Origin of the sequence: Microtetraspora glauca (genome assembly GCF_040656155.1) — a bacterium.
Lineage (GTDB): Bacteria > Actinomycetota > Actinomycetes > Streptosporangiales > Streptosporangiaceae > Microtetraspora > Microtetraspora glauca.
The window spans coordinates 47,878-73,686 of the sequence record NZ_JBFALK010000016.1 but is presented as its reverse complement, the minus strand read 5'-3'; the positions used below and the strand labels follow the sequence as shown (position 1 = coordinate 73,686).

Genomic DNA, 25,809 nt, shown 5'->3' with positions numbered 1-25,809 from the left:
TGACTACTCATATCCATGAGTATTGAGCCGATGGCCCTCAGACACGCGGTGCTGGCGGCGCTGCTCGACGGCGAATACAGCGGATACCAGCTCGCCAAGATCTTCGACATCGGCGTCTCCAACTTCTGGTACGCCGCCCCGCAGCAGCTCTACGCCGAGCTGACCAAGCTGGAGGCCGACGGCCTGGTCACGGGCCGGGAGGTGGTCCAGCGGGGCCGCCCCAACAAGCGCGTGTTCAAGGTGACCGAGGCCGGGCTCGGCGAGCTGGCCGCCTTCGCCGCCACACCGGCCAAGCCCCTGCTCATCCGCGACGACCTGGCCGTCAAGGTGCACGCCGTCGACCTGCTCGACCCCGCGCCGGTGATCGGGCAACTGCACGACCGGGCCCGGGAGGCCGCCGCCAAGCTGGAGGTGTTCGAGCAGCTCCTGCTGCGCCTGCGCGGCGAGCTGGACGAGGAGACGTTCCTGCGCCAGGGCGAGCACGTCGGCCCCTACCTGTCCTGCCTGGCGGGATGCAGGCTGGAGCGCGAGACCCGCGCCTGGTGCCTGGAGACGGCGCGGACGCTCGGCGAGCGCACGGCCCGCGCCGGAAAGGAGACCTCATGACCGTCTACAGGCGTTACGTCGCGCTCGGCGACAGCCAGACCGAGGGCCTCGGTGACGGCGACGACGTCAACGGACACCGCGGCTGGGCCGACCGCCTCGCCGAACACCTGGCCCGCGCCGACCCCGGCCTCCTGTACGCCAACCTCGCGGTCCGCGGCCGGCTCGCGGGCCAGATCCGCTCCGAGCAGCTGGCCCCCGCGCTGGCGCTGCGCCCCGACCTGGCCACGGTCATGGCGGGCATGAACGACCTCATTCGCCCCGGCTGCGAGCCCGCCGCTGTGGCGGAGGTGCTGGAGGAGATGTACGCCGCGCTGACCGAGGCGGGCGCGCACGTGGTTACCGTGACTTTTCCTGATATCGGGAAGATCGCCCCGATAGCCCGGCCGCTCCGGCCCAAGGTGCTCGACCTCAACGCCCGCATCCGCGCCGCCGCGGCCCGCCACGGGGTCACGGTGGTGGACACGTTCGCGATGGAGTTCGTCACCGACGCGCGCATGTGGGGCATGGACCGGCTGCACGCGAGCCCGGAGGGCCACGCCCGCATCGCCGCCGCCATGGCCCACTCCCTCAGCCTGCCCGGCAGTGACGACACGTGGATGCTGCCCTTCCCGCCCTTGCCCCCGGCGCCGGCGTGGCGGGTGGCGGCGGCCGAGCTACGCTGGTTCGCCACGTTCGCGGGCCCGTGGATCGGCCGCCGCATCCGCGGCCGCTCCTCGGGCGACGGCCGCACGGCCAAGCGGCCGGAGCTCACGCCGTGGGCCCAGCCGGCCGCGAGCCCCCGCGCGCCGCAGTCCGCTCCCTCGGCCGGATCGGCGGCGGGCTCAGAGGTGCCGGTGCCCGCGGCGGGTGGACGGCAGGTCGTGCCGCCCGGAGAGGAACTCCTGGAACGCGATCCTGGCCTTGATCACCGGTCGCCGTAACCGCTCTTCTCTTCCGCCGAGCCGGCGCGTGCCGGGTGGTCAGGCCGGCCGGCGCACCTGGCCCTGGTCCAGGAGGAGGGCCAGGGCCGTGGTCAACGCCGCGCCCTCCTGGCGTCACATCCTGTGCAGGAAGGCGGTCCACTGCTGCCAGAACAGCGAGTTGCTCGTGGTGACGAAGGGCTCCTTCTGCAGCTTGAGGCGGTACAGCGTGTCGAAGAGCGCGTCGCTGCCCTGCATGTCGCCGAAGCTCGGCCTCGTCACCAGGCCCAGGTAGACCTTGAGCGCGGTCGCGTGCCCCCTGGCCTCGGCGATGAACCGGAACAGCGACCAGCCCAGCGCGTAGTTGAACGAGCGGTACTTGTCATCGTAGAAGTGCTCGTTGTTGGGCAGGTCCGCGCGCAACAGGCCCTTGGCCAGGCCGTCACGGATCACCCACCTGTTGGCGGCCGCCGGGGTCCCGCGGTTCTCGATGTAGCCGGCGAAGCCCTCGGTGGCCCACCGGGGCGCGGCCAGGCTCAGCCCCTTGCCGCCGGCGCCGCCCACCGGGCCGAGCTGGATGTCGACCGGCTGCACCGCCGTGGTGATCGCGTGGGTGATCTCGTGCTTCATCACCAGCAGCGGGTCGTCCGACTTGAGGGCGGACCTCATGTTGATCACGATGCGGGAGCCCGCGTAGTGGCCCGTGACCTCGACCTTGTCGGCGCTCGCGCCGAGCAGGGAGATCTCCACACCCTCCGACCAGCTGGGCGTGCCCGCGCCGAACCACTTCTTGTAGCTGGCGGGCCTGCCGGTCAGGAACAGGGCGAAGCCGCCGGGCGCCAGGTTGTCCAGCCAGTCGCGGCGCACCTCGGCGCTGGCCCTGGCGGCGACCTTGACGTAGGCCTCGAAGTCGGGCACCGACCCGTCCGTGGCCAGCACCACGTCCCCGCGCTTGGCGACGGTCAGCCGGGTCAGCTCCCACGGCGGGTCGTAGATCAGCCCGTAGTCGTCGGTGACGGGCCCGACGTCGACCATCGTGTACTGCCCGTTCATCATCGCGAACAGGTAGATGGAATCGCTGGCGCTGCTGTCCCTGTCGACGCCGGCCAGCTTGGAGACCAGGCGGACCTTGAAGCCGTTGACGTCCTGCGGCAGCGTCTTGACGTAGCGCTGGGCCTCGGCGACCAGCGGGCCGTCAGAAGGCCCGCTGGACAGCTGCAGGGTCTCCCACCGGAACTTGCGCAGGTTCGCGAACTGCAGCTTCTGGGCCGCCATCAGCGCGGCGTTGGACGTGTCGACGCCCGCGAGCCAGGCCTGCTCGTCGCCGGAGCGCAGCGCGGCGTTGCGGCGGTCGATGAAGCGCTTGACGTCGGCCTGCATGTCCGTGGCGTCGCGCGTCTTCTCCACCCCGGTCAGCACGCCGGGCAGGCGGCACCCGCTCAGCAGGAACACCGATCCGGTGAGCGTGAACAGGGCATGACGGCGTGTCAGCACGTAGACCTTCCCCCGTGGAAAGTTGATGCTCGGGCAGCGATTCAGGCGGCGACCATGGTTGCACTTGAACGGGGTGAAGGCTAGCCAAATGATCTACAACCCGCGCATACCGGGTCGGGTGTTACAAATGCCACCTTCCGTGTCGTGACGTCATAGGCGTCGGTGGCCGTGCCGTACCGCCGGCATCCTGTGAGAGCGCCGCTCTACGCTTCGTTGACTTTGACGCCTTCTCGCACGTGGCGAACAGTGGGGCGGAGCTCGAGAATGACGGCTAGCGCTTCAGCCGCAGCGTGACCAGTTCGAACGGGCGGAGTGTCAGGGGCACCGTGTCGCCGTGCCGCCGCGGTTCCGCGATGGGCCGCTCCAGCAGGTCCGTCGCCACCACGCCGGTGATCGGGAAGCTCGCGGTCAGGGTGGCCCGGGCCCGGCCGCCGTGCGCCTCGTGGAACCGTACGATCACGTCGCCGCTGCCGTCGTCGGCGAGTTTGACGGCGGTCACGACGACCGCGTCGTCGTCGATCGTCACCAGCGGGGCGACCTCGGCGTCGCCGCGCATCCGCCGCGCGGGCAGATTGATGACGTAGCCCTCGCGGACCGCGTCGCCGATCGTCGCGCCCGGCACGAGCGCGTGCCGGAACCGGTGCACGCCCTGGTCGGTCTCGGGGTCGGGGAAGCGGGGCGCGCGGAGCAGGGAGGCTCGCAGCGTGGTGGTCGTCCCGCCGTCCGACGCGCGGACCGCGCGGACCGCGCGGGTCACGTCGTGGCCGTAGGTGGAGTCGTTGACCAGGGCCACGCCCCAACCGGGCTCCTCCAGGTGCACGAAGCGGTGGTTGCACGCCTCGAACTTGGCGGCCTCCCAGCTCGTGTTGGTGTGCGTCGCCCGGTAGACGTGGCCGTACTGGGTCTCCGAGGCGTACCGCTCGGCACGCAGGTCCAGGGGGAAGGCCAGTTTGAGGAACCTCTCGGTCTCGTGCCAGTCGACCTCGGTCAGGATGTCGAGCCGCTTGGCGCCGGGCGAGAGGCTGAGCAGTTGGGTCACCGTCGAGCGGCCGAACGAGCGGATCACGCGGACCGAGCCCGGCTCCTCCCCGGGCACCACCTCGTCGGCGTCCACCAGGTCGGTGACCGTGTTGCGGTAGAACTCGTCCACGTCCCAGGCGTCCCACATGTTGGGGAAGTCGGGGTGGATCTGCAGCAGGTTGGCCGCCCGGCCGGGTGCGACGGCCTCCCGCTCGGCGGCGAGGTCGTACGCCGACACGACCAGGCCGCGCCCGTCGATCTCCACGCGGAGCAGGCCGTTGTCGAGGAGGTGACCGCCTCCGTCACGCGGGCGGACGCCGGTGCCGCCGCCGGCGGCGAGAGGCGCGGAGGCGCCCCCGGCCGCGACACCCTCGCGGGTGTGCGGCGCGGAGTTGAAGAGGAGCGGCATGTCTCCGCCCGGGTCACCGGCGAGGGCACGCTGCGCCGCGTCGATGATGCCGTCGAGTTCGCCGGCCACGACAGCGTAGGTCCTCTCGGCCTCGCGGTGCACCCAGGCGATGGACGAGCCGGGCAGGATGTCGTGGAACTGGTGGAGCAGCACGGTCTTCCAGAGCCGGTCGAGCTGCTCGTACGGGTACGGGTGTCCGGTCCGTACGGCGGCGGTCGCGGCCCACAGCTCGGCCTCGCGGAGCAGGGACTCGCTGCGCCGGTTGCCCTGCTTGGTCCTGGCCTGGCTGGTGAGAGTGGCGCGGTGGAGTTCGAGGTAGAGCTCGCCGACCCAGACGGGCGGATTGGAGTATTCGGCTTCGGCCTTGGTGAAGAACGCGGCGGGCGTCTCCCAGGTGACGGTGGCCGAGCCCTCCAGGTCGCGCATCCGGGCCGCCTTGGCCACCATCTCACGGGTGGTGCCGCCGCCCCCGTCGCCCCAGCCGGTGGGGGCGAGGGAGTGCCGGGCGACGCCCTTGTCCTTGAAGTTGCGCGCCGCGTGGGCGATCTCGCTGCCCTTCATCGAGCAGTTGTAGGTGTCGACGGGCGGGAAGTGCGTGAAGATCCGGGTGCCGTCGATGCCCTCCCACAGGAAGGTGTGGTGCGGGAACGTGTTGGTCCGACTCCACGAGATCTTCTGGGTGAGCAGCCACTTCGATCCGGCGGCCTTGATGATCTGGGGGAGACCGGCGGCGAAGCCGAACGTGTCGGGCAGCCACACCTCGTCGTTCTCGATGCCGAACTCGTCCAGGAAGAACCGTTTGCCGTGGACGAACTGCCGGGCCATCGCCTCCGAGCCCGGCATGTTGGTGTCGGACTCCACCCACATGCCACCGGCCGGGACGAACCGTCCGGCGGACACCGCCCTGGTCACCCGGGACCACACCTCGGGCCGGTGCTCCTTCACCCAGGCCCACTGCTGCGCCTGCGACATGGCGAAGACGAAGTCCGGCTCGTCGTCGAGCAGCGCGGTCATGTTGGACGTGGTGCGGGCGACCTTGCGCACGGTCTCGCGGAGCGGCCAGAGCCAGGCCGAGTCGATGTGCGCGTGGCCGACGGCGCTGATCCGGTGCGCGGACGGCGCGGCGGGCGTGGCGAGGACGCCGGCGAGCCGCTCGCGGGCGGCGGCCGCGGTGCCGTTCACGTTCTGCAGGTCGACCGCGTCGAGCGCCCGGTCGACGGCGCGCAGGATGTCCCAGCGGCGGGCGCCCTCGACCGGCAGCTCCCGCATGAGCTCGCCCAGCACCTCCAGGTCCATCACCAGCCGCCACACCGTCTCGTCGAAGACGGCCAGGTCCATCCGGGCCAGGCGGTACTGCGGCTCCGTCCCCGCGGTCTCCTTGTCGCCGAGTTTCGTCGGCAGGAAGGGGCGGTAGTCGAGGATGACAGGGTTGGAGGCGGCCTCGATGTGCAGCCGCACCTCCTCGCCGCCCTCCACCGGCGCCCCGACGCGTACCCACTGGTTGCGCGGGTTGAGCCCCTTCACCGGGGTGCCGTCGGGGCGGTAGACGAGCCCCTCGCACTGGAAGCCGGGCATGTTCTCGTCGAATCCGAGGTCGAGGATCGCCTCGACGGTGCGCCCCGCCCACGCGGCGGGCACCGTGCCGGTGACGGTGAACCAGCTGGTGCCCCATGGCGCGCCCCAGCCGTCCCCGACCGCTATCGGCTCCGGGACGGCCGACAGGCCCTCGGCGACCGGCACCGGCTCGCCGGGCGCGTGCCAGACGGCCACGTCGAGCGGCACGGACTCGGGGTACACGGCCGGACGGATGCGCTCGTCGAGCACGCGCTTGAGCCGGGCTTCGACCAGATTGCGGTCGTCATGCATCAGGACTCCTTGAACATCTGAACGATCAACCCTTGATCGCGCCCTCTTCGACGTGGCGGGGAACGCCGTGGGCGCGACCCTCGCCGGGTATGCCCTCACGGTGACGTACTGGGACACGATCGTCACCTCCCCGGGCAGTACGAGCGTGGACGGGAACAGCCCGAGGAGCAGTTTCGCGCCCCGAACCGCAGCATGGCCCGGCCAACCGCCCGCAGGGCCTGGTGACGCCGGTGCTGATCGACGCGGATGGATGACCGTGGTCCGCCGTGCGGGTCGTATCGTGAGCTGACAAGTCCCGGAGGTGCAACATGGCGGAAGCCGTCGGCGCAGCGCGTACGGTCATCCTGACCGTGGACGACGACCCTGCGGTGTCCCGCGCCGTCGCCCGTGACCTGCGCCGACGCTATGGCGACCGGTACCGCGTGGTCCGTGCCGAGTCCGGCGAGTCGGCGCTGGAGGCTCTGCGCGAGCTGAAATTGCGGGGCAGCCACGTCGCGGTGCTCCTGGCCGACTACCGCATGCCGCGGATGAACGGCGTCGAGTTCCTGGAGCAGGCCCTCGACCTGTTCCCCGGCGCCCGGCGCGTGCTGCTCACCGCCTATGCCGACACCGGCGCCGCGATCGACGCCATCAACGTCGTCGACCTCGACCACTACCTGCTCAAGCCGTGGGCCCCGCCGGAGGAGAAGCTCTATCCGGTGGTGGACGACCTGCTGGAGTCCTGGCGGGTCTCCGACGGCAAGGAGACGCCCACCACCAAAGTGGTCGGTCACCGCTGGTCGGCACGCTCCTCGCAGATCCGGGAGTTCCTGGCCCGCAACCAGGTTCCCTACCGCTGGTACTCCTCCGACGAACCGGAAGGCCGGCGCCTGCTCCATGCCGCGGGCCAGGACGGGCTTCGGCTGCCGCTGGTGGTCACCCCGGACGGCACCGCGCTCGTGGAGCCCGAGGAGCGTGAACTGGCGGGCCGGGTGGGGCTGTCGACGACCCCGGCGGCCGACTTCTACGACCTTGTCGTCGTCGGTGGCGGACCGGCCGGCCTGGGCTCTGCCGTGTATGGGGCATCCGAAGGGCTGCGGACGGTCCTGGTCGAGCGCGAGGCGACCGGCGGCCAGGCAGGTCAGAGCTCGCGTATCGAGAACTACCTCGGTTTCCCGGACGGCGTCTCCGGGGCACAGCTCACCGATCGGGCGCGGCGTCAGGCGACGAAGTTCGGGGCCGAGTTGCTGACGGCGCGCCAGGTCACCGCGCTGGAGGTGCGGGGCGCGGCACGCACGCTCCGGTTCTCGGACGGTTCCGAGGTCTCCGCGCACTGCGTGATCCTGGCGACGGGCGTGTCGTACCGGCAGCTGGACGTTCCGGGCGTCACCGAGTTGACCGGGTGCGGGGTGTACTACGGAGCAGCGCTGACCGAGGCTCCCGCGTGCCAGGGGCAGGACGTGTACATCGTTGGCGGGGCGAACTCGGCCGGCCAGGCCGCGATGTTCCTTGCCCGGGGTGCCAAGTCCGTCACCCTGGTGGTGCGCGGGTCATCGCTGGCCGCCTCGATGTCGCACTATCTACTCCAGCGGGTCACGGAGTCCCCGGTGATCTCGGTGCGCACCGACACCGTCGTGGAGGCCGTCCACGGTACGGATCATCTGGAGAAGCTGACGCTGCGCAACACGGTGAGCGGAGAGACCGAGACCGTGGAGACCCAGTGGATGTTCGTGTTCATCGGGGCCGCGCCGTTGACCGACTGGCTGGACGGCACGGTGCTCAGGGACGGGCACGGGTTCGTCCTGACCGGCCCCGACCTGTCGCCGGACGGGCGCCCGCCCGCCGGATGGGCGCTGGATCGGCCGCCCTACCACCTGGAGACCAGCGTGCCGGGCGTGTTCGCGGCGGGCGACGTGCGGGCCGAGTCCGCCAAACGGGTCGCCTCCGCGGTCGGCGAGGGGGCCATGGCCGTCATGCTCGTGCACCGCTATCTGGAGCAGTCATGACCCGACCCGGTACGCGGTGCGACGAGGAAGAGCTGCGTTCCCTGTTCCTTTTCGAAAAGCTCTCTGACGACCAGCTCGCCCGGCTGTGCCGGGACGGCCGGGTGGAGTGGTCCGACCCGGGCACGGTCTACCGGGAGGGCGACCCGGCCGCGTACCTGTACGTCCTCTTCGAGGGCACGGTGGTGCTCTCACGCCGCGTCGGCGGCGAAGACGTGGACGTCAACCGCACCTCCACGCGCGGCGTGTACGCCGGGGCCTTCCAGGCGTACCTGGGCGACCAGGTGCCACAGGTCTACAACAACTCGATGCGGGTCACCGCGCCCTCCCGGTTCTTCGTCCTGCCTGCGGAGACCTTCGCGGAGATCATGCGCGACTGGTTCCCCATGGCCGTCCATCTGCTGGAGGGGCTGTTCTTCGGGACCAAGAACACGCAGCAGGCGATCGGCCAGCGCGAGCGTCTGCTGGCCCTCGGGTCGCTGACGGCCGGGCTCACGCACGAGCTCAACAACCCGGCCGCCGCCGCGGTGCGGGCCACCGCCGAACTCCGGGAGCGGGTGGCCGGAATGCGCCACGGGCTCGGCGACATCGCGGCCGACCCGATCCGGCGGGACAGTGTCGACGCGCTGGCCAGGATTCAGGAGGACACCGCCGAACTCGCCGCACGGGCCCCCGCCCTCAGCCCGCTGGAGGCTTCGGACCGGGAGGACGTCCTGACAGAGTGGCTGGACGAACACGGCGTCGCCGACGGATGGCAGCTCGCGCCGACGTTCGTTCAGGCCGGTTTCGATACGTCCTGGCTGGACCGGATCGCCGCGGCTGTGCCCCCGGACGTGCTCGAGGCGGCCATGCGCTGGCTGAACTGCACCGTCGAGACCGAACTCCTCCTCGACGAGATCGAGGACTCGACCACCCGCATCTCCGCCCTGGTCGACGCGGCGAAGCACTATGCGCAACTCGACCGGGCGCCATACCGGCACACCGACGTACATGACCTGCTCGACAGCACGCTGGTCATGCTCTCGCAGAAGATCGGGGCGGGCGTCAGTGTCGTCAAGGACTACGACCGCACGCTGCCCGAGGTCGCGGCGTGCCCCGGCGAGCTCAACCAGGTGTGGACCAACCTCGTCGACAACGCGCTCTCCGCCATGGGCGGCACGGGCGCCGACGGCACACTGTCCGTGCGCACCGCACGGGACGGCGACCGCCTGCTGGTCGAGATCGGCGACACCGGCCCCGGCGTGCCTCCCGAGATCCGTGACCGCATCTTCGACCCTTTCTTCACGACCAAACCCGTCGGCGAGGGCACCGGGCTGGGCCTGGACATCTCCTGGCGCATCGTCGTCGGCCGGCACGGCGGTGACCTGCGGGTCGAGTCCGTACCCGGCGACACCCGTTTCCAGGTCCGCCTGCCGCTGTCCCCCTCCGACCCGGACACCCCAGAGGAGTCGCCATGAGCCCTGAGCGAGCGATCGACCCCGCCGTTCCGCCGAGCGGCACCGGCTGCGTCGAGTGCGACGCGGCCGGCGGGTGGTGGGTGCACCTGCGGCGTTGCGCCCTCTGCGGCCACATCGGCTGCTGCGACGACTCGCCGTCCAAGCACGCCACGGCGCACGCCAAGGAGACGGGACACCCGCTGATCCGCAGTTTCGAACCGGGCGAGGAGTGGTTCTGGGACTACACCACCTCGAAGTTCTACAAGTCCGGGCCCGCGTTGGCGCCGCCGGAGAGCCGCCCCGTCGACCAGCCCGTCCCCGGGCCCGCCGGGCGGGTACCCGCCGACTGGGCCGAACGCCTGGGCGGCGGGTGACCGTCCCTTTGCGCCCGACCCGCGGTGCCCGGGGGAGACGGGCGGAAGCCCGACGGTGCACGAGAGCTCGACGCGGCGGATGGCGGCGCGCGTACACACGCGGTCGGGAAGCCATGCGCCGACGGGCAATCGAGCGGCGGCGTGCGCCCTGGCCAGATGGCCGAGGAGACCGTTGCCGAGCGGTACGTCAGACGAACACCCCCTCGGGCGTCACCGCGGAGCCCGCCGCCGATCCCGTGTGCCGGCCACCGGGCGGTTCGGGTGGCGCGCTGTCGGCACACGGGACGCTCGAACGGACGGACTGAGGCGCATTCTCGCCCTCCGGCCTGGGCACGAACACCAGGCGCACGCGTACCAGCGCATACGGCAATCATCGGTGAGCCGTCACCAGGACACGACCCTGTGCTCGGCCGGAGTGCGCGGATCGGGGACAGTGAGGGGGACACATGAACGTCGGTCTCGGGCTGCCCATCAGCGAACCCGAATGCCTGCTGAAGTGGGCGCGGCGCGCGGACGATGGGCCGTTCAGCACACTCGGCCTGCTGGACCGCCTCGTCTACGACAACCCCGAGCCCCTGGTGGCACTCGGCGTGCTCGCAGGGGCCACCTCTCGGATCCGGGTGCAGACAGAGGTGCTGCTTGCCCCGCTGCGCGAGCCCGCGCTGCTGGCCAAGCAGGCCGCGACCCTGGACCGCATGTCGGGTGGCCGTTTCACGCTCGGTATCGGCCTGGGGGCGCGGCGGGACGACTACGAGGCGGCAGGGGTGGATGTGCACACCCGGGGAGCTCGGCTCAATGAGACGATGGTAGTGATGCGGCGTGTGTGGTCCGGCGAGCCATACGTGCAAGAGATCGGCTCGATCGGCCCCGCGCCCGCCCAACCGGGCGGGCCGGAGGTGCTCTTCGGATCCTTCAGTCAGGCCGGACTCCGGCGCGCGGCGCGCTTCGGCGACGGCCTGCTGTGCGCGGCCCACCTCGCCGACGCCGACCGCCAGTTCCGGGACGCCGAGCAGGCGTGGCAGGAAGAGGGCCGCGCCGGCCGTCCGCGGCTGGTCGCGCAGTTCAACGCCGTCCTGGGGCCCGACCACCTGATCGAGCGGGCGCGCGAGTCACTGCGTGCCTACTACGGGGGCCCTCACTATATGAATCTGCCCGCGGGGTTCGCCGAGGGCGCGGTGGCAAGCATGCTCACCACCCCCAGTCAGATCCACGACACGCTTGTCCACATGAGCGATATCGGTGCCGACGAGGTCATGCTCTACTGCTGGGCGTCGGATGCGGCCCAGGTGGATCGCTTCGCCGAGACGCTGGGCGAGTGGGGGATGCCCGCGCGATGAACTGATCCAGGGCTGGTGTCCGGCGGTCTCCTCATGGTCGAGAGACCGGCATCCGCGTGCCAGGAGGACGAGGGAGAACAACTCCGAGACGCCAGGCGCACACGTCGAATGATGACAGAACGAAGCGTTTGATTAGCCCGACGGTGTGGCACGACGCCACTATGGCAGATAGCGACGGAACACCCTCATATGGTGCGGAGAATCATAGAACGCTGAGCAGGCGGAGCGTACTAAAAGGGGGAACATTCGCCGCGGCCTTGGCTTCCGGGGGAATCTACGAGTTGGTCGACGCGCTGGTCGGGCCCCCCGAGCGACCGCCGATCGGGACGGCTCCACAGCCCCTGCGTCCGGAACAATATGCCATTCCGAACCCGCGGCTCATCATGGACGACGGCTTCGGGCTCGCCAGCAGTAAGGGTAAGATCCCCGTTCTTATCCCGCCGTTCCACAACCATATCGTCACAGCGAAGCTGAATGTGCCGGCGGGGGCGAAGTCCCTGCAGGAGGCGCAGCGGCACCTGGAAAGCGTGCTCCAGCGCCTGGAACAGCAGTTCCCGCCCCCGCCGAGCGGATTGGGCGTCGTGGTCGCCTGGGGACTCCCTTATTTCGAGCATTACATCCCCAGGCTCGGAAAGAGTTCCAGCTATTTCCGCGCGGGAACGTCGTACCCGGCCTATTTGCCGGTTGACTTGATGACGTCCAAGCAGCGTGGCCGCACGGTCTATGCGCTGCAGGAGTCCAGAACATTCCCGAGCGACGAGCCGCCCCCCGGCTTCGGGCCGGTTCGCCTGGAACAGAACGATGTGGCCGTGCTGCTGCGCAGCGATTCGCTTGACCACATCATGACCGCCACGAACGCCATTTTCGGAACGGGAAACAACCAAGCGGGCGGCCTGTTCAAGGTGACCAGCATTCGCCGCGGCTTCACCGGTGGCGCCCACACTGGCGGGCAGGGGCTGGCGAGCAAGCTGGCACTCGCGGCCGGCATTCCCGGCGCGGATATGATCCCCAGGAAGTCACCGATCTTCCTCGGGTTCACAACCACAATCCGGGACGCGGAGAGCTCCGTCCCGGTCTCCAACTTCGAGACGCTGCCCGGCTGGACCGACCAATGGCCCAACGGATACTTCAAGCACGGGACGATCATGCCGCTCTCGCACCTGTTCCAGGACCTCGTCGCTTGGTATTCGAAAATATTTCCGACCTTTGATGCTCGTATCCATGCGATGTTTCGTCCGGGAGTCTCCTTCGCGCCCGGGACGGTGACAGCGGACCCGCCCGAGCAAAATGAGGCCGACGTCCTGACCGGCGTGCAGAAATATCATGCGTACGGCCATAATGGAAGCATGCAGCCGGTGAACCGCCTGCAGGAGCAAACGACCGGCAACTACGGTCACGTCTATCCCGTCAATACGGCCATCACGAATCGCGGGGACTTCGCCACACTGGACAATCCGTTCCACTACACCTCGGATCCCGCCGGGGACCATTTCAGTGATCAGAAGGCGGCCGGATTGCATTTCCTGCTCTTCGCTCCGACCACCGAGACCTTCAACCGCGTGCGGCTTGCCATGGACGGCGAGTTTCCCGACGGCAGGCGCGCCCCTTTCTCGTCGCGCTCCTCGGGCGCCGGTTTGAATTCTGTTGTGCACACGACGCACCGGCAGAATTTCCTGATTCCGCCGCGCTCCCACCGTTCCTTCCCGCTCACCGAGTTCCTCGACTGACCAGACGATCTCCGAACCGGGACGTCGTCCACGCGGTAGATCAAGATATTCTTCACGTGAACGTGACAGCTCGGGTTTCGCGAATGAGCGGTGGACGGCTCCTTGTCCGCTGAACGCCGACCCAGCGGCCTTGGTCGCGTTGAACTCGACGCGGCTCCCAGGTAAGAGCGACCTCGTGGTGGTCCTTCTTCCTCAGCTCGCGACCGCCTGAGTGGCTTCGCGCGTGAATTCGGTGATGGTGGAGCGAAGGTGTCGGGCTGTTCGAGGTGCCCCAGATGGCCGCTGTCTCCGAGGAGGACGAACCGGGAGCCGGCGATGCCCTCGTGCAGGAGACGCCCCCAAGGACGCCGCGGGCCCCGGTGGGCGTGCTCACTCCTTCCCGCTGACCAGACATTCCGGATCCGCCCGCCCGCGCGGGTGGCGGCCACGCGCCGGGATCGATCCCACGGTGGCCCGGGTGCAGGCAGGCCGTGCTGTGTGTTACCTCGAATCACTACAAAATGGGCGATTCGGATGTTCGATGATGGGCTGGGAGTATCGGTTCGATGGCCGAAACCGGCCTGACGCGAATCCGTAACCTGGAACAGCGCGGCACTACCGACAAGTAAACATGACTCTGCGTAATTATCATTGATAATGTCCAGGCCCGGAACTCCGGAAAACCGCAGTCGAAATCTCCCGGTCCGAGCCAGCGCCAGCCGGGAAGGAGTCGCCGGCGGCCCTGGCCGCGGCTCTCCGGCGGACGCGTGGAGGCCGCCTTGGAGTCCTCTTGGCTGCCTGCTCACCGGGCCTGCTCCCGTCGATCGCCGACGATTGTTCACCGTGGCGACCACATGACGTCATCGGGCGATGACGGAGCCGCGAATCATCATGAGGGAAACGAAAGAAACTGCGCCGCGTAACGTTATTGGGCTCGGTTTTTCCGTTATTGACAGCTCTGGTGCGACATGATTATGGTGATCCTCATCGCAGTTGATCGACTCGGGTAGTCAAATGTTCGGCTGGGTGAATTTTCCTCTGCAATCCCCTGACCGGGGGATTCGCATGATCAACGCCATCCAAAGGGGATTGGGACCGGTGAGGAGGAGGTTTCGTCACGCCTCGGCAAAACGCGATCAGTGATGCGCGAAAACCGGATGGCGCGGGCTGTCGCAAACATATCGGAAAGGTGATTCCGATCGTGCAAGAAAAGGCACCTGTTCCTGGCGGCGACTATTTCCGTTGTATCGGCGTGGGTGTGGGACCGGCGAACCTGAGTCTCGCCTCGCTGTTGTACGCGCATCCCGAAGTGACGAATCGCTTCATAGAAAAGCGACCCTGTTTCGGGTGGCATGACGGCCAGCAGCTCGAGGACGCCGCATTACAAGTATCGACTCTCAAGGATCTGGTAACCCTCACCGATCCGACGAACGCGTTCTCGTTCCTGTCGTATCTGCGTGCCCACGGCCGGCTGTACCACTTCATCAACGCCCAGTTCGACTCGGTCCCCCGCCAGGAGTTCCGTAACTACATGGAGTGGGCCAGCCGCATGAACCACAACGTGGTTTTCGGCGAAGAAGTGCTGTCGATCGACTTCGACGGGCTGTTCCACATCAGGACCACGAGCAACACCCTGCGCGCCGAGAACGTCGTGCTCGGCGTCGGCACGGAGCCCTGGCTGCCCGCGCATGCCCGCGACGCCGTAGGCGACGAACAGTTCCACGTCAGCGAGTTCGTCGGCAAGGCAGGCGATCTCGGCGGTAAGCGGGTGGCCGTGGTCGGCGGCGGACAGTCCGGCGCGGAGGCGTTCCTCAACCTCATCTCACGCCCCAAGCGTCAGTTGCCGCGCCGGGTCGTGTGGATCTCGCGCCGGCAGAATTTCCTGCCCATCGACGACTCGCCGTTCACCAACGACTACTACACGCCGTCGTTCTCCGACTACTTCTCCCGGCTGGAGCCTTCGGTCCGCGAGGCGTTCAACCAGCGCCACATCCTGACCAGCGACGGCATCTCCGAGGTGACGCTGCGCGAGATCTACCAGCGCGCGTACGTGCATCGGTTCGTCGAAGGCGCGGTCGACCTGTTCGCGCTCTACCCCAACCGAGAGGTGTTGCACGTGACAGGCGACGACGGCGGCGGATGGGATCTGGCGATCGGCCACAACGACCTCCGCCACGTCACGGAGCACATCGACGTCGACGTCATCGTCTGGGCAACCGGGTTCCGTCCGGCGCGGACGGATTTCCTCGCCCCGATCGCGCACCGCCTGGAGCGTGAGGGCGACGAGTACCGGATCGACGACAGCTTCGCGGTCGTGTGGGACGGTCCGCAGGACCGCAACATCTTCGTACAGAACGGCGCGCGGCAGCAGCGCGGCCTCGCGGACCCGAACCTGAGCCTGAACGCCTGGCGGGCCCAGCGCATCCTCGACCGCCTGCGCGGCGTGAACACCGAGAGCCAGACCGCCTCGTTCATCGAGTGGTCGGCCAAGCTCCAACCCGACGATCGGGCGGGCCGGGAGCACCAGGGCCAGGAGATCCACCGGTGAGCCGGCCGACGGTCGTGGTGGTGGGCGCGGGCATCGTCGGATGCCTCGTCGCACGGGAGATCACAGATCGCGCCGCCGACGCCGAGGTCGTCGTCGTCGACCGGGACGGCGTGGGCAGCGGCGCGTCCCGGCGCTCGGCCGGGCTGCACTTCCCGCGCGGCGCCTCCGAGCGGGTGCGCCGGATGACCGCCTACAGCGAGGACTGGTACCGGCGGCTGCTCGGCGCCGACCCCGGTGCGCCGATCCACCCGCTCCCGATGACCGTGGTCGCCTCATCCGAGCGGGCCGCCGAGGTGCACGAGGCGTACCTGCCCAGCGCCAAGCTGACACCGGTCGCGGCGCCGGACGACGACCGGGTCGTGCTGCCCACCGGCGCGGTGGCGTGGACCGGCGAAGGCTGCCAGCACGCCGACGTCCACGCCCTGTCGCTGCGCCTGGCACGCGGGCTGCGCCCCGCCGTCCCGTTCCGGGAGGGCATCGCCGTCACCGAACTCGTGTCCCGGGCGGGCGGCGTCACGCTGCGGCTGGGGTCGGGGGAGGACCTCACCGCCGACCAGGTGGTGCTCGCCCCCGGGCCCTGGATACACGCGCCGGCCTGGCGCGACCTGCTCGCCCCGCACGGGGTGCGGGTCAAGAAGGTGATCGCCCTGCACATCGAGGACCGGCCGGGCCCAGGCGCCCCCTGCGTCGTCTTCCACGACGAGGACGCCTTCCTGCTCCCGCTGGCCGACCGCGGCCACTGGTTGTTCAGCTACACCTGCCAGGAATGGGACGTCGACCCCGACCAGTCGACGGACGGCCTGCACGCCGAGCACCTCGCAGAGGCCCGCGCCACGCTCGCGCTGTACGCGCCGGAGCTCGCCGCCCGCTGCACGTCGGGCCGGGTGTTCTGTGACGCCTACACACCCGACCGCCGGCCGCTGGTGCGGGCCCTCGATCCGGCCGGCCGGATCGTGTTCGCCGGTGGCGCCAACGGATCCGGATACCGCCTCGCCCCGGCGATCGCCGCCGAGGCGGTCGACCTCCTCGACCTGACGTCCAGCCGTAGGAGCCAATGGTGATCATCAGTTCGTACGACGCAGGCGCGCTGCATGAGCTGTTCGGCATCGACATGAGTTCGATCGACGGGCTGGGGGTCGGCGCCGGATGGGGCCGCGTGGTGCCGGGCGGACGGTCCGACGCCCACCAGCACGACGAGACCGAGACCTTCGTGATCGTCCAGGGCGCCGGCGACCTGATCGTGGACGCGCGCAGGTACCCCGTGCACGCGGGCGTCGTGGCCCAGTTCGAGCCGTTCGAGACGCACGTCATCGAGAACACCGGCGATGAGGACCTGCTGTTCGCGACGCTGTACTGGCGGGATCCGGAGCGGGCCGGCCGGCAGGCGGCGCGGGTCGAGCGCGGCCGGCTGCGGGACCGTCCGGTCTTCGTCTTCTCCACCCCGCCCACCCCGAACGGCGACCTTCACCTTGGCCACCTCTCCGGCCCGTACCTCGGCGCGGACGTCTTCGTACGGTTCCAGCGCCTCAACGGCGCCCAGGCCTGGCACCTCACCGGCAGCGACGACTACCAGAGCTATGTGACCGAGTGCGCCCGGCGTGAGGGCCGCACCCCGGCGGAGACGGCGGCGCACTACAGCGCGGAGATCGCCGAGACGCTCCGGATGATGGACATCCCGCTGGACCAGTACACGGTGACCGACGCGGACCCGGCCTACCGCCCCGGGCTGCAGGCGTTCTTCTCCCGGCTGGCCGCCTCCGGCGCGGTCGCCCCCGCCGAGGCGCCCGCCCTGCTCGGGCCGGACGGCCGCTACCTCTACGAGGTCGACGTGTCCGGCGGCTGCCCCACCTGCGGCGGGTCCACCGGCGGCAACATCTGCGAGGAGTGCGGCGAGCCCAACTTCTGCCACGACCTGGTGGACCCGGCCATCCGGCACTCCGACGCGGCCCCGCGGGTCGCCGAGGTGACCCGCTTCATGCTGCCGCTGCACCGGTTCGCCCCCGACGTGGCCCTGCACCACCATCTCGGCCGCGTACCGGCACGCCTGCGCGAGCTCGCCGAGCGCCTGTTCGCCCGGCCCGGCGTCGACGTGGCGATGACCCACCCGTCGGACTGGGGTGTGCCGCCGCTGGAGGACGGCGCACCGGGCCAGGTCATCTGGGTCTGGCCGGAGATGTCGTACGGGTTCCTGCACGGCATCGCCGAGCTCGGGAGGCGACTGGGTCAGGACTGGCGCGCCGACGCGCCCCAGGCGGACTGGAAGATCGTGCACTTCTTCGGGTACGACAACAGCTTCTACCACGCGATCCTCTACCCGGTGCTCTACAAGCTCGCCTTCCCGGACTGGGCGCCGGACATCGACTACAACGTCAACGAGTTCCTGCTGCTCGACGGCGCCAAGTTCAGCACCAGCCGGCGGCACGCCATCTGGGGCAAGGAGATCCTCACCCCCGGCACGGTCGACGCGGTGCGCTACTACCTGTCCCGGATCCGCTCCGAGGGGCGGCGCACCAACTTCGAGGTCGGCGCGTACGAGAGCGCGGTGCGTGACCGGCTGGTCGGGACCTGGCAGGACTGGCTGCACGACCTCGGGCGGCGGATGGCGGAGCGGTACGACGGCCTGGTCCCCGACGCCGGCAACTGGACGCCGGAGCACACCGCCTTCCTGGCCCGGCTCGACACCCGCCGCGCCGCCGTCGCCGGGGCGCTCGGTCCCGACGGGTTCTCGCTCAACCAGGCCGTGGCCGAACTCGACGGGCTGGTGGACGACGTACGGCGGTTCGCCTCGCTGGAGGAGAGATCGTCGACGTCCCCGGCCTGGCGCGACGAGGCCCGCACCGCCATCGCGCTCGAGCTGGCGGCGGCCAAGCTGCTGGCCGTCTGCGCGGCCCCGGTGATGCCCAGGTTCGCCGCGAAGCTCGCCGCCGCGCTGGGCGGCGGCGAGATCGACACCTGGCCGCAGACGGTGACGCTGGTCGCCCCCGGATCCCGGGTCACCCTCGCCGACCAGACCTTCTTCACCGATCCGCGTCCCGCCGTCGACGCCGAGCTGGCCGGCTGGCTCACCGCCACCGTGGCCGAGACGCTGCGGCTCGAAGCGGAACCGCCGGCCGCCGACCTGAGCCTGGTCTCCCTCGGAGCGGCGTCGCTGCACGCGGTCACCCTGCAGTACCGGATCCTCGAACACACCGACGTCGAGGTCTCGGTCGAGGAGCTGCTCGGGTCCACCATCACGGAGCTGGCCGCCCTGATCGCTCAACGGACGCAGGCGGGGATGGAGGTGGCTCTGGCGTGAGCGTCACCGAGCTGCTGCACGATGTCACCTCGCGCGGCTTGACGCTCACCGCGGTCGGCGGCGACCTGCGGCTCCAGGGGCCCACCGAGAGGATGGACGCGGAGCTGGTGGCCCGCATCCGGGCGGCCAAGCCCGACCTCCTCGCGCACCTCACCGCGCCGGCCGGCCTCGAGCTGACCCCGCTGCAGGGCGCCTACCTGTACGGCCGCAGCGAGCTGGTCGAGCTCGGCAACGTCGCCAGCCACGTCTACCACGAGATCGAGGGCGTCTGGGACGTCGAACGGCTGGAGCGGGCGCTGTGGGCGGTGGTGCACCGCCACGACGCCCTGCGCGTCTCGTTCACCCCGGACGGCCGTCAGATCGTGCATGATCGGGTGCCGGTGCGCATCCGGGTGCGCGACCTGCGGGCCCTGCCGGAGCGCGCCAGGCTGAGCAGCCTCGAGTCGTATCGGGAGCGCTGCTCGCACCGGATGTCGCCCGTCGACCGGCCGCCCCTGGTCAGGGCCGAGGTCAGCGTCCTCGCCGACGACCGGATGGTGCTGCACGTCGGCCATGACGGACTGGTCATGGACGGGATCAGCATGTTCCTGTTCTTCCGCGAGTGGTGGCGCGCGTACCAGGACGACGGAACCGGGCGGGACGGCCGGGACGATCCCGGCGTGCCGCTCGCGGACTACGTGGCGGAGCTGTGCCGGGCCCGCGACCGGGCGCCCGCGCGGCGCTCGCGGCGCTACTGGACCGACCGGGTCGACGACCTCGCGCCCATGCCGGACCTTCCACTGGCCACCAGCCCGTCCTCGATCGCCCGGCCCCGGTTCACCCAGCGGCTGGTCCGGCTCGACGCCTCCCCGTGGCGCGAGCTGAAGCGGCGCGCCGCCGCCGGCGGCATCACCCCACCGGCGCTGCTGCTGGCGGGCTACGCGCAGACGCTCCACTTCTGGGGGGCCGGAGACCGGTTCACGCTGAACACGACCTTCGCGAACCGGCCGCCGATCCACCCCCGGATGGCCGACGCCGTCGGGCAGTTCTCCGACGTCATGCTGGTCGAGGTCGGATTCGGGACCGGCGCCACCTTCGAGGAGTGGGCGCGGTCCCTGCAGGGGCGGCTGCACGGCGCCATCGAGAACCGGCACCACTCCGGCGTCGAGGTGCTGCGGGAGCTGGGACGGCGCGGACGCGCCGCCCGAGCGCCGTACACCTTCAACTGCGCGATCGGCCACGTCCAGGCGGACGTGGACGGGACGGCGCTGGAGCTGTTCGGCCGGGAGACCTTCACGGTGAGCCAGACCCCGCAGGTGTGGCTGAACGTGTTCGCGATGGAGCGGCACGGCGGGCTCGTCATCCAGATCGACGGGGTGGACGAGCTGTTCCCCGAGGGGCTGCTCGACGCGCTGGCCACCGGCTACCAGCGGCTGCTGGACGGGCTGTGCGCCGGAGACGGCTGGACCGCCGTGGCCCCCGACCTGCTGCCGCCCGAGCAGCGGCGGCGGCGCGACGAGGCCAACGACACGTCCGCGCCGCAGTCCGACCGGCCACTCGCCGACGCGTTCGCCGAGCACGCCCGCCGGCGGCCGGACGCCCCGGCCGTCATCGCCGGCGGCGCGGTGATGAGCTACGGCGAGCTGCACCGGCGTGCCCGCCGCGTCGCCGCCTGGCTGCGGCGGCACCAGGTGGGCCGGGACGAGCTGGTCGGCCTGGTGATGGCGCGCGGGCCCGAGCAGATCGTCGGCATCCTGGGCACCGTGCTGGCCGGCGCGGCCTACCTGCCGGTCGACGCGGGGCTGCCGGCGGCGCGCCGGACGTACATGCTCCGCGACGGGCGGGTGCGGTGCGTGCTCAGCAACGTCGGCGTCCCGGACGGCGTCCCGGACGGCGTGGAGGTGCTGCGGCTGCCCGGCGACGTCGACGCCGCCGCGGAGGAGCCGGCCGACCCGTCCCCGCCGCCGGGCGCGGGCCCGGACGACCTCGCCTACGTGCTCTACACCTCCGGCACCACCGGAGACCCCAAGGGCGTCATGGTCAGCCGGCGCAGCGTGGCCAACGTCGTGGCCGACTGCAACGCCCGTTTCGGCGTGGACGCGAGCGACCGGTTCTTCGGCATCAGCGCGTTCAACTTCGACCTGTCGGCCTACGACGTCTTCGGGGCGCTCAGCGCCGGGGCGGCGATCGTGCTGCCGGACGCCGACCGGGCGGCCGACCCGGACCACTGGCTCGACCTGTGCGCGTCGGCCGGGGTGACGGTGTGGAACTCCGTACCGGCGATCGTCGGCCTGCTGAACGAGCAGGCGGCCGGTCGTCCGGAGCCGCTGCCCGACCTGCGGCTCGTCATGATGAGCGGCGACCGGATCCCACCGGGGCTGCCCGCCCAGCTCCTGCGGCTCAAGCCCGACCTGGAGATCTGCTCGCTGGGCGGTCCCACCGAGACCACGATCTGGAACATCCTGCACCCTGTCGGGGCCGCCGACGACGGCGGCCGGAGCATCCCGTACGGCCGGCCCAACGCCAACAACCGCGCGTACGTGCTCGACGCCGCCGGGCGGGACACGCCCGACTGGGTGACCGGCGAGATCTGCGCCGCCGGGGTCGGGCTGGCCCGCGGCTACTGGGGCGACCCGGAGCGCACCGCGGAGCGGTTCCGGGTCGACGAGCTGCCCGGCGAACGGCAGGGCGAGCGGCAGGGCGAGCGGATCTACCGAACCGGCGACCTCGGCCGATACCTGCCGAACGGCGAGATCGAGATCCTCGGTCGCGGCGATTTCCAGATCAAGGTGAACGGCTACCGCATCGAGGCCGGCGAGGTCGAGACGCGGCTGGTCGGCCTGGAGACGGTGAAACAGGCGGCGGTCGTGCGCCAGGAAGGCGCGCGGGGCGACCGGCTGGTGGCCCACCTCGCCGCCGCCGGCGACGCCAGGCCGGACGCCGAGGAGATCCGGGGACGGCTGCGCGTGCACCTGCCCGACTACATGATCCCGTCGGCGGTGGTCTGGCACGACGCACTCCCGCTGACCCGCAACGGCAAGGTGGACCGGGCGCGGCTGACCGCCGTCGTGTCACCGGAGGCGGCGTCGGCGGAAGCGGTGTCGGCGGAGGCGGAGGCGGAGGCGGAGGCGCTCTCGTCGGAGGCCGGGACGCGGCCACCGGACGGGATAGCCGGCGAGATCGCCATGATGTGGCGGAAGGTGCTGGACGTGCCCGACGTCCCGTACGACGCGACCTTCTACGAGCTCGGTGGTGACTCGCTGGCCGCCGCGCGAGTGCTCGTCGAGGTGCGCAGGCGGTTCCACGTGACGATCCCGCTCGACCAGCTCTACGAGGTGCGCACGGTGGCGGCGATGGCCGCCAGGGTCGCCGCCGCCCGGCGCGGGGAGGGCACGCGATGACCGACTCGATCATCAACCGGATCGTCGGCACCCCGCCGGCTCCAGGTCATCACCTCCGCATCGCCGGGCTCGGCGGAGGTCCGACCGTCGAGCTGACCGAGGTGTACGCGGCGGCGGGCCGGGTCGCGGCCCGGCTGCGCCGGCTGGGCCTGAAGCCGGGCGACCGGATCGGCATCCTCGCGGCGAACTGCCTGGAGTGGGTGCTGCTGGACCTCGCCGCCCTCCGGTGCGGTGTGGTGACCGCGGGTTTCGAGCCGGGGAAGTTCGCTCCGGACCCGGCCTTGCTCGACCGGTACGGCCTGGCCCTGCTGTTCACCGACCGGCCGGAAGCGGGCGGTGCGGATCCGAGGCTGCGGCCGATCGGCGAGGTGAACACGCTGGCCGCGGACACCGGCGCGGTGCCGCCGGAACCGGTCGGCCATCCGCCGGACGCGATCACCACGATCAAGTTCACCTCGGGCAGCACCGGCGAGCCGAAGGGCCTGGGGGCCTCGGTCGGCAGCATCGACTCCTCGCTGCGCGCCGTGCAGCAGATGTTCACCCACGGCCCCGGCGACGACATCTTCGTCTTCCTGCCGCTCTCCCTGCTGCAGCAGCGGTACTGGATCTACTCGGCGCTGGCGTACGGCCACGACGTCACCCTGAGCAGCTACGAGGCGGCCTTCGCCACGATGCGCCGCGTCCGGCCCACGGTGGTCATGGGCGTCCCGGGCTTCTTCGAGGCGGCGAAGCGGCACATCGAGAGCGAGGCCGAGCGCGGCGGGCTCGACCCGGCCGAAGCCGGGCGGCGGCTGTTCGGCGACCGCATCCGCTACCTGTGGACCGGGTCGGCTCCGGCGAGCGCGGCCATGCTGCGGTTCTTCGACGCCAACGAGCTGCCCATCTACGAGGGATACGGTCTCAACGAGACCTGCATCGTCACCAAGAACCATCCGGGCGCCAGCCGCGAGGGCAGCGTCGGACGGGTGCTGCCGGGCAAGCGGGTGCTGATCGGCCCCGACGGAGTGGTCAGCATCGCCGCCGACCATCCCGTGAACGTGCGCTACGAGTACGCCGCGCCCGGCGAGTCGGAACGGGTCTTCGGCCCCGGCGGTTTGGTGCGTACCGGCGATCTGGGCTACCTCGACGAGGACGGCTACCTGTTCATCCTGGGCCGCGCCGACGACGTGATCGTGCTCGACAACGGCAAGAAGGTGATCGTGCGGCCGATCGAGGAGCGGCTGCGCGCCAGCCCGGAGATCGAGCAGTGCGTGGTCTTCTGCCCGACGCAGACGCATCTGGTGGCGGTGGTGTCGCCGGCCCGGCAGCCCGCCGACGCCGAGGCGATCGCGGCGCACCTGGCCGAGGCCAACGAGGTGCTCGCGCCCGACGAGCGGATCCACCGCGTGGTGGTGGCCGGTACTCCGTTCAGCATCGGAAACGGCCTGCTCACCTCGCAGTACAAGCCGCGACGCAAGGAGATCTTCAACATGTACCAGTCGGAAATCACGTCGATCGGGGAGGGTGTCCATGTCCGCTGAGCTGGAGGCGACCGTCCGCGACCGGGTGGCACAGGTGGTCGAGGACGTGGCCGCGGACGAGATCGACCTCGACGCCGACCTGGCCGACGAGTACGGCCTGACGTCGTTGAACAAGGTGCTGCTGCTCACGGTCGTCTGCGACGACACGGCGGTGGACCTGTCCAACTTCACCGAGCACGACCTGGCGGCGATGCGGACCGCGCGCCAGATCGTCACCACGCTGTCCGCACACAAGGAACGGATCACGCACGTATGAGCAAGGAAGCGACGGTGACCTGGCGGCGACTGGCGCCGGCACTGCTGGAGAACGAGCACGCGCTGCTGCGCCCGATCACCGAGGCAGACCGCGGGCCCATCCACGAGGTCGCGATGGACCCGGATATCTGGCGATACTTCGTGTCCCGGGTGGAGACCGAAGACGACTTCAGCGTGTTCTTCGACACGATGCTCGCCGACCAGGAGGCCGGCCGCCGGGTCGTCTTCGTCGTCGTCGACAAGCGTACGGGACGCGTCGCCGGCAGCATGAGCTACGGCAACCTGTCCGAACCGGACCGGCGGCTGGAGATCGGCTGGTCCTGGCTGGGCCGTGACTTCCGCGGCCAGGGCGTCAACCGCTGGGCGAAGTACCTGCTGCTGGAGCACGCGTTCGAGGTGCTGCACGCCGAGCGGGTCGAGTTCAAGACCGACGTGCTCAACCTGCAGGCGCGGGCCGGGTTGCGCAACATCGGCGCGATCGAGGAGGGCGTGCTGCGCAGCTTCAACCCGATGCCGGGCGGCCGCCGCCGGGACGCCGTCTACTACAGCGTGCTGCGCGCCGAGTGGCCCGAGGTCAAGGCGCAGCTCGCCAGCGGGCCCAAGGTGGCGGTCCGGAGCGGAGCCTCCTGATGGTCGCGACGTCCGTCGTGCCGTTCCTGTCCCTCGCCGGCAGCCCGTACGAGATCGGGCTGCGGCACGGACGGGAACGGGCCCCGGCCCTGCGCGCGTTCCTCGACGACGGGCTCTGCCGGCTCAACCGGGTCCTGCCCTCGCCGGTGACGCGCGACGCGCTCGCCCCCGTGCTCGCCGCGTACGGCGAGGCCATCGAGGCCGCCACCCCGGACCTGGCCGAGGAGATCCGGGGACTGGCCGACGGGGCCGGCATCGCGTGGTCCGAGGCGGTCATGCTTCAGGTACGCCGGGAGATCCTCGGTTACCGGAAGGTGCCCACGATGGGCGACTGCACCACCTACGCCCGCAGCGGCGACGTGCCCGTACTGGCGCAGACCGTCGACCTCAACGGCGACCTCGACGACCAGATAGCGGTGCTGCGGGTGGCGGTCTCCGGCTCACCGCGCCGGACGCTGGTACTGAGCTTCGGCGGCCTGCTCGGCTACCTCGGGTTGAACAGCAGCGGTCTCGCCATCGGCCTGAACCTGGTGCTCGGGGGTGAGTGGCGGCCCGGGCTGCCGCCGTACCTCGCGATCCGGCACCTGCTGGAGGTCTGCGACAGCGTGGAGCAGGCCGTCGCGGAGCTGCGCGCGCTGCGGCTGGCCAGCTCCAGATCCATCATGCTCTGCGACCGGCGCCAGGCCGGGTACGTCGAGATCCTGGGCGACGAGACGCGCCTGCGGACGGCCGACCGGCCGGTGCACACCAACCACTACCTCGAGCCCGAGTTCGCTCCCCACGACGAGGTGAACGTGTTCGCACGCAACTCCTCGCGGCGCCGTCTCGCCGCGGCGGGGGAGGCGCTGGAGCGGCTGCCGGCCGACGCCGGCGCCGAGCGCCACTTCGAGATCCTTTCCGCGCCGCCGATCTGCGTCGGCGACACCGGCGACATCCGCCGCGAACGCACCGTGGCGGCTGTCGTCGCGTTCCCGGACCGGGGGGAGCTCCACGTCCGCCCGGGTGATCCGTCGCGGTCTCGGACGAGTGTGTTCACCGTAGGGTGATCGGAT

The 25,809-nt window shown here is 70.5% G+C and carries 17 protein-coding genes; 15 read left to right on the top strand and 2 right to left on the bottom strand.

Annotated elements, in window-relative coordinates; genetic code table 11:
- Positions 1 to 30 precede the first annotated feature (30 nt).
- Both AB0I59_RS27335 and AB0I59_RS27330 read left to right on the top strand, forming a co-directional pair.
- On the top strand, positions 31 to 606 hold the full coding sequence (locus tag AB0I59_RS27335) for a PadR family transcriptional regulator (protein ID WP_061252738.1): 576 nt from the start codon (positions 31 to 33) through the stop codon (positions 604 to 606).
- On the top strand, positions 603 to 1,526 hold the full coding sequence (locus AB0I59_RS27330) for an SGNH/GDSL hydrolase family protein (RefSeq protein WP_358137371.1): 924 nt from the start codon (positions 603 to 605) through the stop codon (positions 1,524 to 1,526). The genes AB0I59_RS27335 and AB0I59_RS27330 overlap by 4 nt, the downstream gene beginning before the upstream one ends.
- A gap of 114 nt (positions 1,527 to 1,640) precedes the next feature.
- Here AB0I59_RS27330 and AB0I59_RS27325 read toward each other — a convergent pair whose 3' ends face one another.
- Together AB0I59_RS27325 and AB0I59_RS27320 are read right to left on the bottom strand one after the other, a co-directional pair.
- Positions 1,641 to 2,999 carry a hypothetical protein gene (locus AB0I59_RS27325; protein WP_061252739.1) on the bottom strand — a complete coding sequence of 453 codons (1,359 nt, stop codon included), beginning with the start codon at positions 2,997 to 2,999 and terminating at the stop codon, positions 1,641 to 1,643.
- Between the two features lie 271 nt (positions 3,000 to 3,270).
- Positions 3,271 to 6,294, bottom strand: a complete 3,024-nt coding sequence (locus AB0I59_RS27320; protein ID WP_358137369.1) for an alpha-mannosidase — start codon at positions 6,292 to 6,294, stop codon at positions 3,271 to 3,273.
- Positions 6,295 to 6,602: 308 nt separating this feature from the next.
- Between AB0I59_RS27320 and AB0I59_RS27315 the strand changes: the two genes are divergently transcribed.
- The 13 genes from AB0I59_RS27315 to AB0I59_RS27255 all read left to right on the top strand — a co-directional run bounded on the left by AB0I59_RS27315 (position 6,603) and on the right by AB0I59_RS27255 (position 25,803).
- The gene (locus AB0I59_RS27315) at positions 6,603 to 8,279 is read left to right on the top strand and encodes an NAD(P)/FAD-dependent oxidoreductase (RefSeq protein WP_061252741.1); all 1,677 of its coding nucleotides are present in this window, start codon (positions 6,603 to 6,605) and stop codon (positions 8,277 to 8,279) included.
- Positions 8,276 to 9,733, top strand: a complete 1,458-nt coding sequence (locus tag AB0I59_RS27310; RefSeq protein WP_358137365.1) for an ATP-binding protein — start codon at positions 8,276 to 8,278, stop codon at positions 9,731 to 9,733. The genes AB0I59_RS27315 and AB0I59_RS27310 overlap by 4 nt, the downstream gene beginning before the upstream one ends.
- The gene (locus AB0I59_RS27305) at positions 9,730 to 10,086 is read left to right on the top strand and encodes a UBP-type zinc finger domain-containing protein (protein ID WP_061252743.1); all 357 of its coding nucleotides are present in this window, start codon (positions 9,730 to 9,732) and stop codon (positions 10,084 to 10,086) included. Before AB0I59_RS27310 ends, AB0I59_RS27305 begins: the two co-directional genes overlap by 4 nt.
- Before the next feature lie 446 nt (positions 10,087 to 10,532).
- The gene (locus AB0I59_RS27300; RefSeq protein WP_061252744.1) at positions 10,533 to 11,423 is read left to right on the top strand and encodes an LLM class flavin-dependent oxidoreductase; all 891 of its coding nucleotides are present in this window, start codon (positions 10,533 to 10,535) and stop codon (positions 11,421 to 11,423) included.
- A 281-nt stretch (positions 11,424 to 11,704) separates the two neighbouring features.
- Entirely contained in the window at positions 11,705 to 13,150 is a 1,446-nt protein-coding gene (locus AB0I59_RS27295) for a DUF7405 family protein (protein ID WP_358137362.1), read from the top strand.
- A gap of 1,168 nt (positions 13,151 to 14,318) precedes the next feature.
- Positions 14,319 to 15,677: a lysine N(6)-hydroxylase/L-ornithine N(5)-oxygenase family protein gene (locus AB0I59_RS27290; RefSeq protein WP_358137359.1), complete on the top strand. Its 1,359-nt coding sequence runs from the start codon at positions 14,319 to 14,321 to the stop codon at positions 15,675 to 15,677.
- Positions 15,674 to 16,738 (top strand): NAD(P)/FAD-dependent oxidoreductase, encoded by a 1,065-nt coding sequence (locus AB0I59_RS27285; RefSeq protein WP_358137356.1) that lies wholly within the window; start codon positions 15,674 to 15,676, stop codon positions 16,736 to 16,738. Before AB0I59_RS27290 ends, AB0I59_RS27285 begins: the two co-directional genes overlap by 4 nt.
- Positions 16,732 to 18,972, top strand: a complete 2,241-nt coding sequence (locus AB0I59_RS27280; RefSeq protein WP_358137353.1) for a class I tRNA ligase family protein — start codon at positions 16,732 to 16,734, stop codon at positions 18,970 to 18,972. Before AB0I59_RS27285 ends, AB0I59_RS27280 begins: the two co-directional genes overlap by 7 nt.
- Positions 18,969 to 22,352 (top strand): non-ribosomal peptide synthetase, encoded by a 3,384-nt coding sequence (locus tag AB0I59_RS27275; RefSeq protein ID WP_358137351.1) that lies wholly within the window; start codon positions 18,969 to 18,971, stop codon positions 22,350 to 22,352. The genes AB0I59_RS27280 and AB0I59_RS27275 overlap by 4 nt, the downstream gene beginning before the upstream one ends.
- Positions 22,349 to 23,872, top strand: coding sequence for an AMP-binding protein (locus AB0I59_RS27270; RefSeq protein WP_358137348.1), 1,524 nt, complete (start codon positions 22,349 to 22,351; stop codon positions 23,870 to 23,872). The genes AB0I59_RS27275 and AB0I59_RS27270 overlap by 4 nt, the downstream gene beginning before the upstream one ends.
- A complete protein-coding gene (locus tag AB0I59_RS27265) occupies positions 23,862 to 24,128 on the top strand; it encodes a phosphopantetheine-binding protein (protein WP_061252749.1) in 267 nt (88 codons plus the stop codon). Before AB0I59_RS27270 ends, AB0I59_RS27265 begins: the two co-directional genes overlap by 11 nt.
- Positions 24,125 to 24,757: a GNAT family N-acetyltransferase gene (locus AB0I59_RS27260; RefSeq protein ID WP_358137345.1), complete on the top strand. Its 633-nt coding sequence runs from the start codon at positions 24,125 to 24,127 to the stop codon at positions 24,755 to 24,757. Before AB0I59_RS27265 ends, AB0I59_RS27260 begins: the two co-directional genes overlap by 4 nt.
- Positions 24,757 to 25,803 carry a C45 family autoproteolytic acyltransferase/hydrolase gene (locus AB0I59_RS27255; RefSeq protein ID WP_358137342.1) on the top strand — a complete coding sequence of 349 codons (1,047 nt, stop codon included), beginning with the start codon at positions 24,757 to 24,759 and terminating at the stop codon, positions 25,801 to 25,803. Before AB0I59_RS27260 ends, AB0I59_RS27255 begins: the two co-directional genes overlap by 1 nt.
- Positions 25,804 to 25,809 lie beyond the last annotated feature (6 nt).

Coding starts and splice junctions, on each gene's coding strand:
- AB0I59_RS27305 (WP_061252743.1), top strand. CDS start 9,730: ATGAGCCCTGAGCGAGCGATCGACCCCGCCGTTCCGCCGAGCGGCACC.
- AB0I59_RS27255 (WP_358137342.1), top strand. CDS start 24,757: ATGGTCGCGACGTCCGTCGTGCCGTTCCTGTCCCTCGCCGGCAGCCCG.
- AB0I59_RS27260 (WP_358137345.1), top strand. CDS start 24,125: ATGAGCAAGGAAGCGACGGTGACCTGGCGGCGACTGGCGCCGGCACTG.
- AB0I59_RS27320 (WP_358137369.1), bottom strand. CDS start 6,294: ATGCATGACGACCGCAATCTGGTCGAAGCCCGGCTCAAGCGCGTGCTC.
- AB0I59_RS27265 (WP_061252749.1), top strand. CDS start 23,862: ATGTCCGCTGAGCTGGAGGCGACCGTCCGCGACCGGGTGGCACAGGTG.
- AB0I59_RS27280 (WP_358137353.1), top strand. CDS start 16,732: ATGGTGATCATCAGTTCGTACGACGCAGGCGCGCTGCATGAGCTGTTC.
- AB0I59_RS27300 (WP_061252744.1), top strand. CDS start 10,533: ATGAACGTCGGTCTCGGGCTGCCCATCAGCGAACCCGAATGCCTGCTG.
- AB0I59_RS27330 (WP_358137371.1), top strand. CDS start 603: ATGACCGTCTACAGGCGTTACGTCGCGCTCGGCGACAGCCAGACCGAG.
- AB0I59_RS27270 (WP_358137348.1), top strand. CDS start 22,349: ATGACCGACTCGATCATCAACCGGATCGTCGGCACCCCGCCGGCTCCA.
- AB0I59_RS27335 (WP_061252738.1), top strand. CDS start 31: ATGGCCCTCAGACACGCGGTGCTGGCGGCGCTGCTCGACGGCGAATAC.
- AB0I59_RS27310 (WP_358137365.1), top strand. CDS start 8,276: ATGACCCGACCCGGTACGCGGTGCGACGAGGAAGAGCTGCGTTCCCTG.
- AB0I59_RS27315 (WP_061252741.1), top strand. CDS start 6,603: ATGGCGGAAGCCGTCGGCGCAGCGCGTACGGTCATCCTGACCGTGGAC.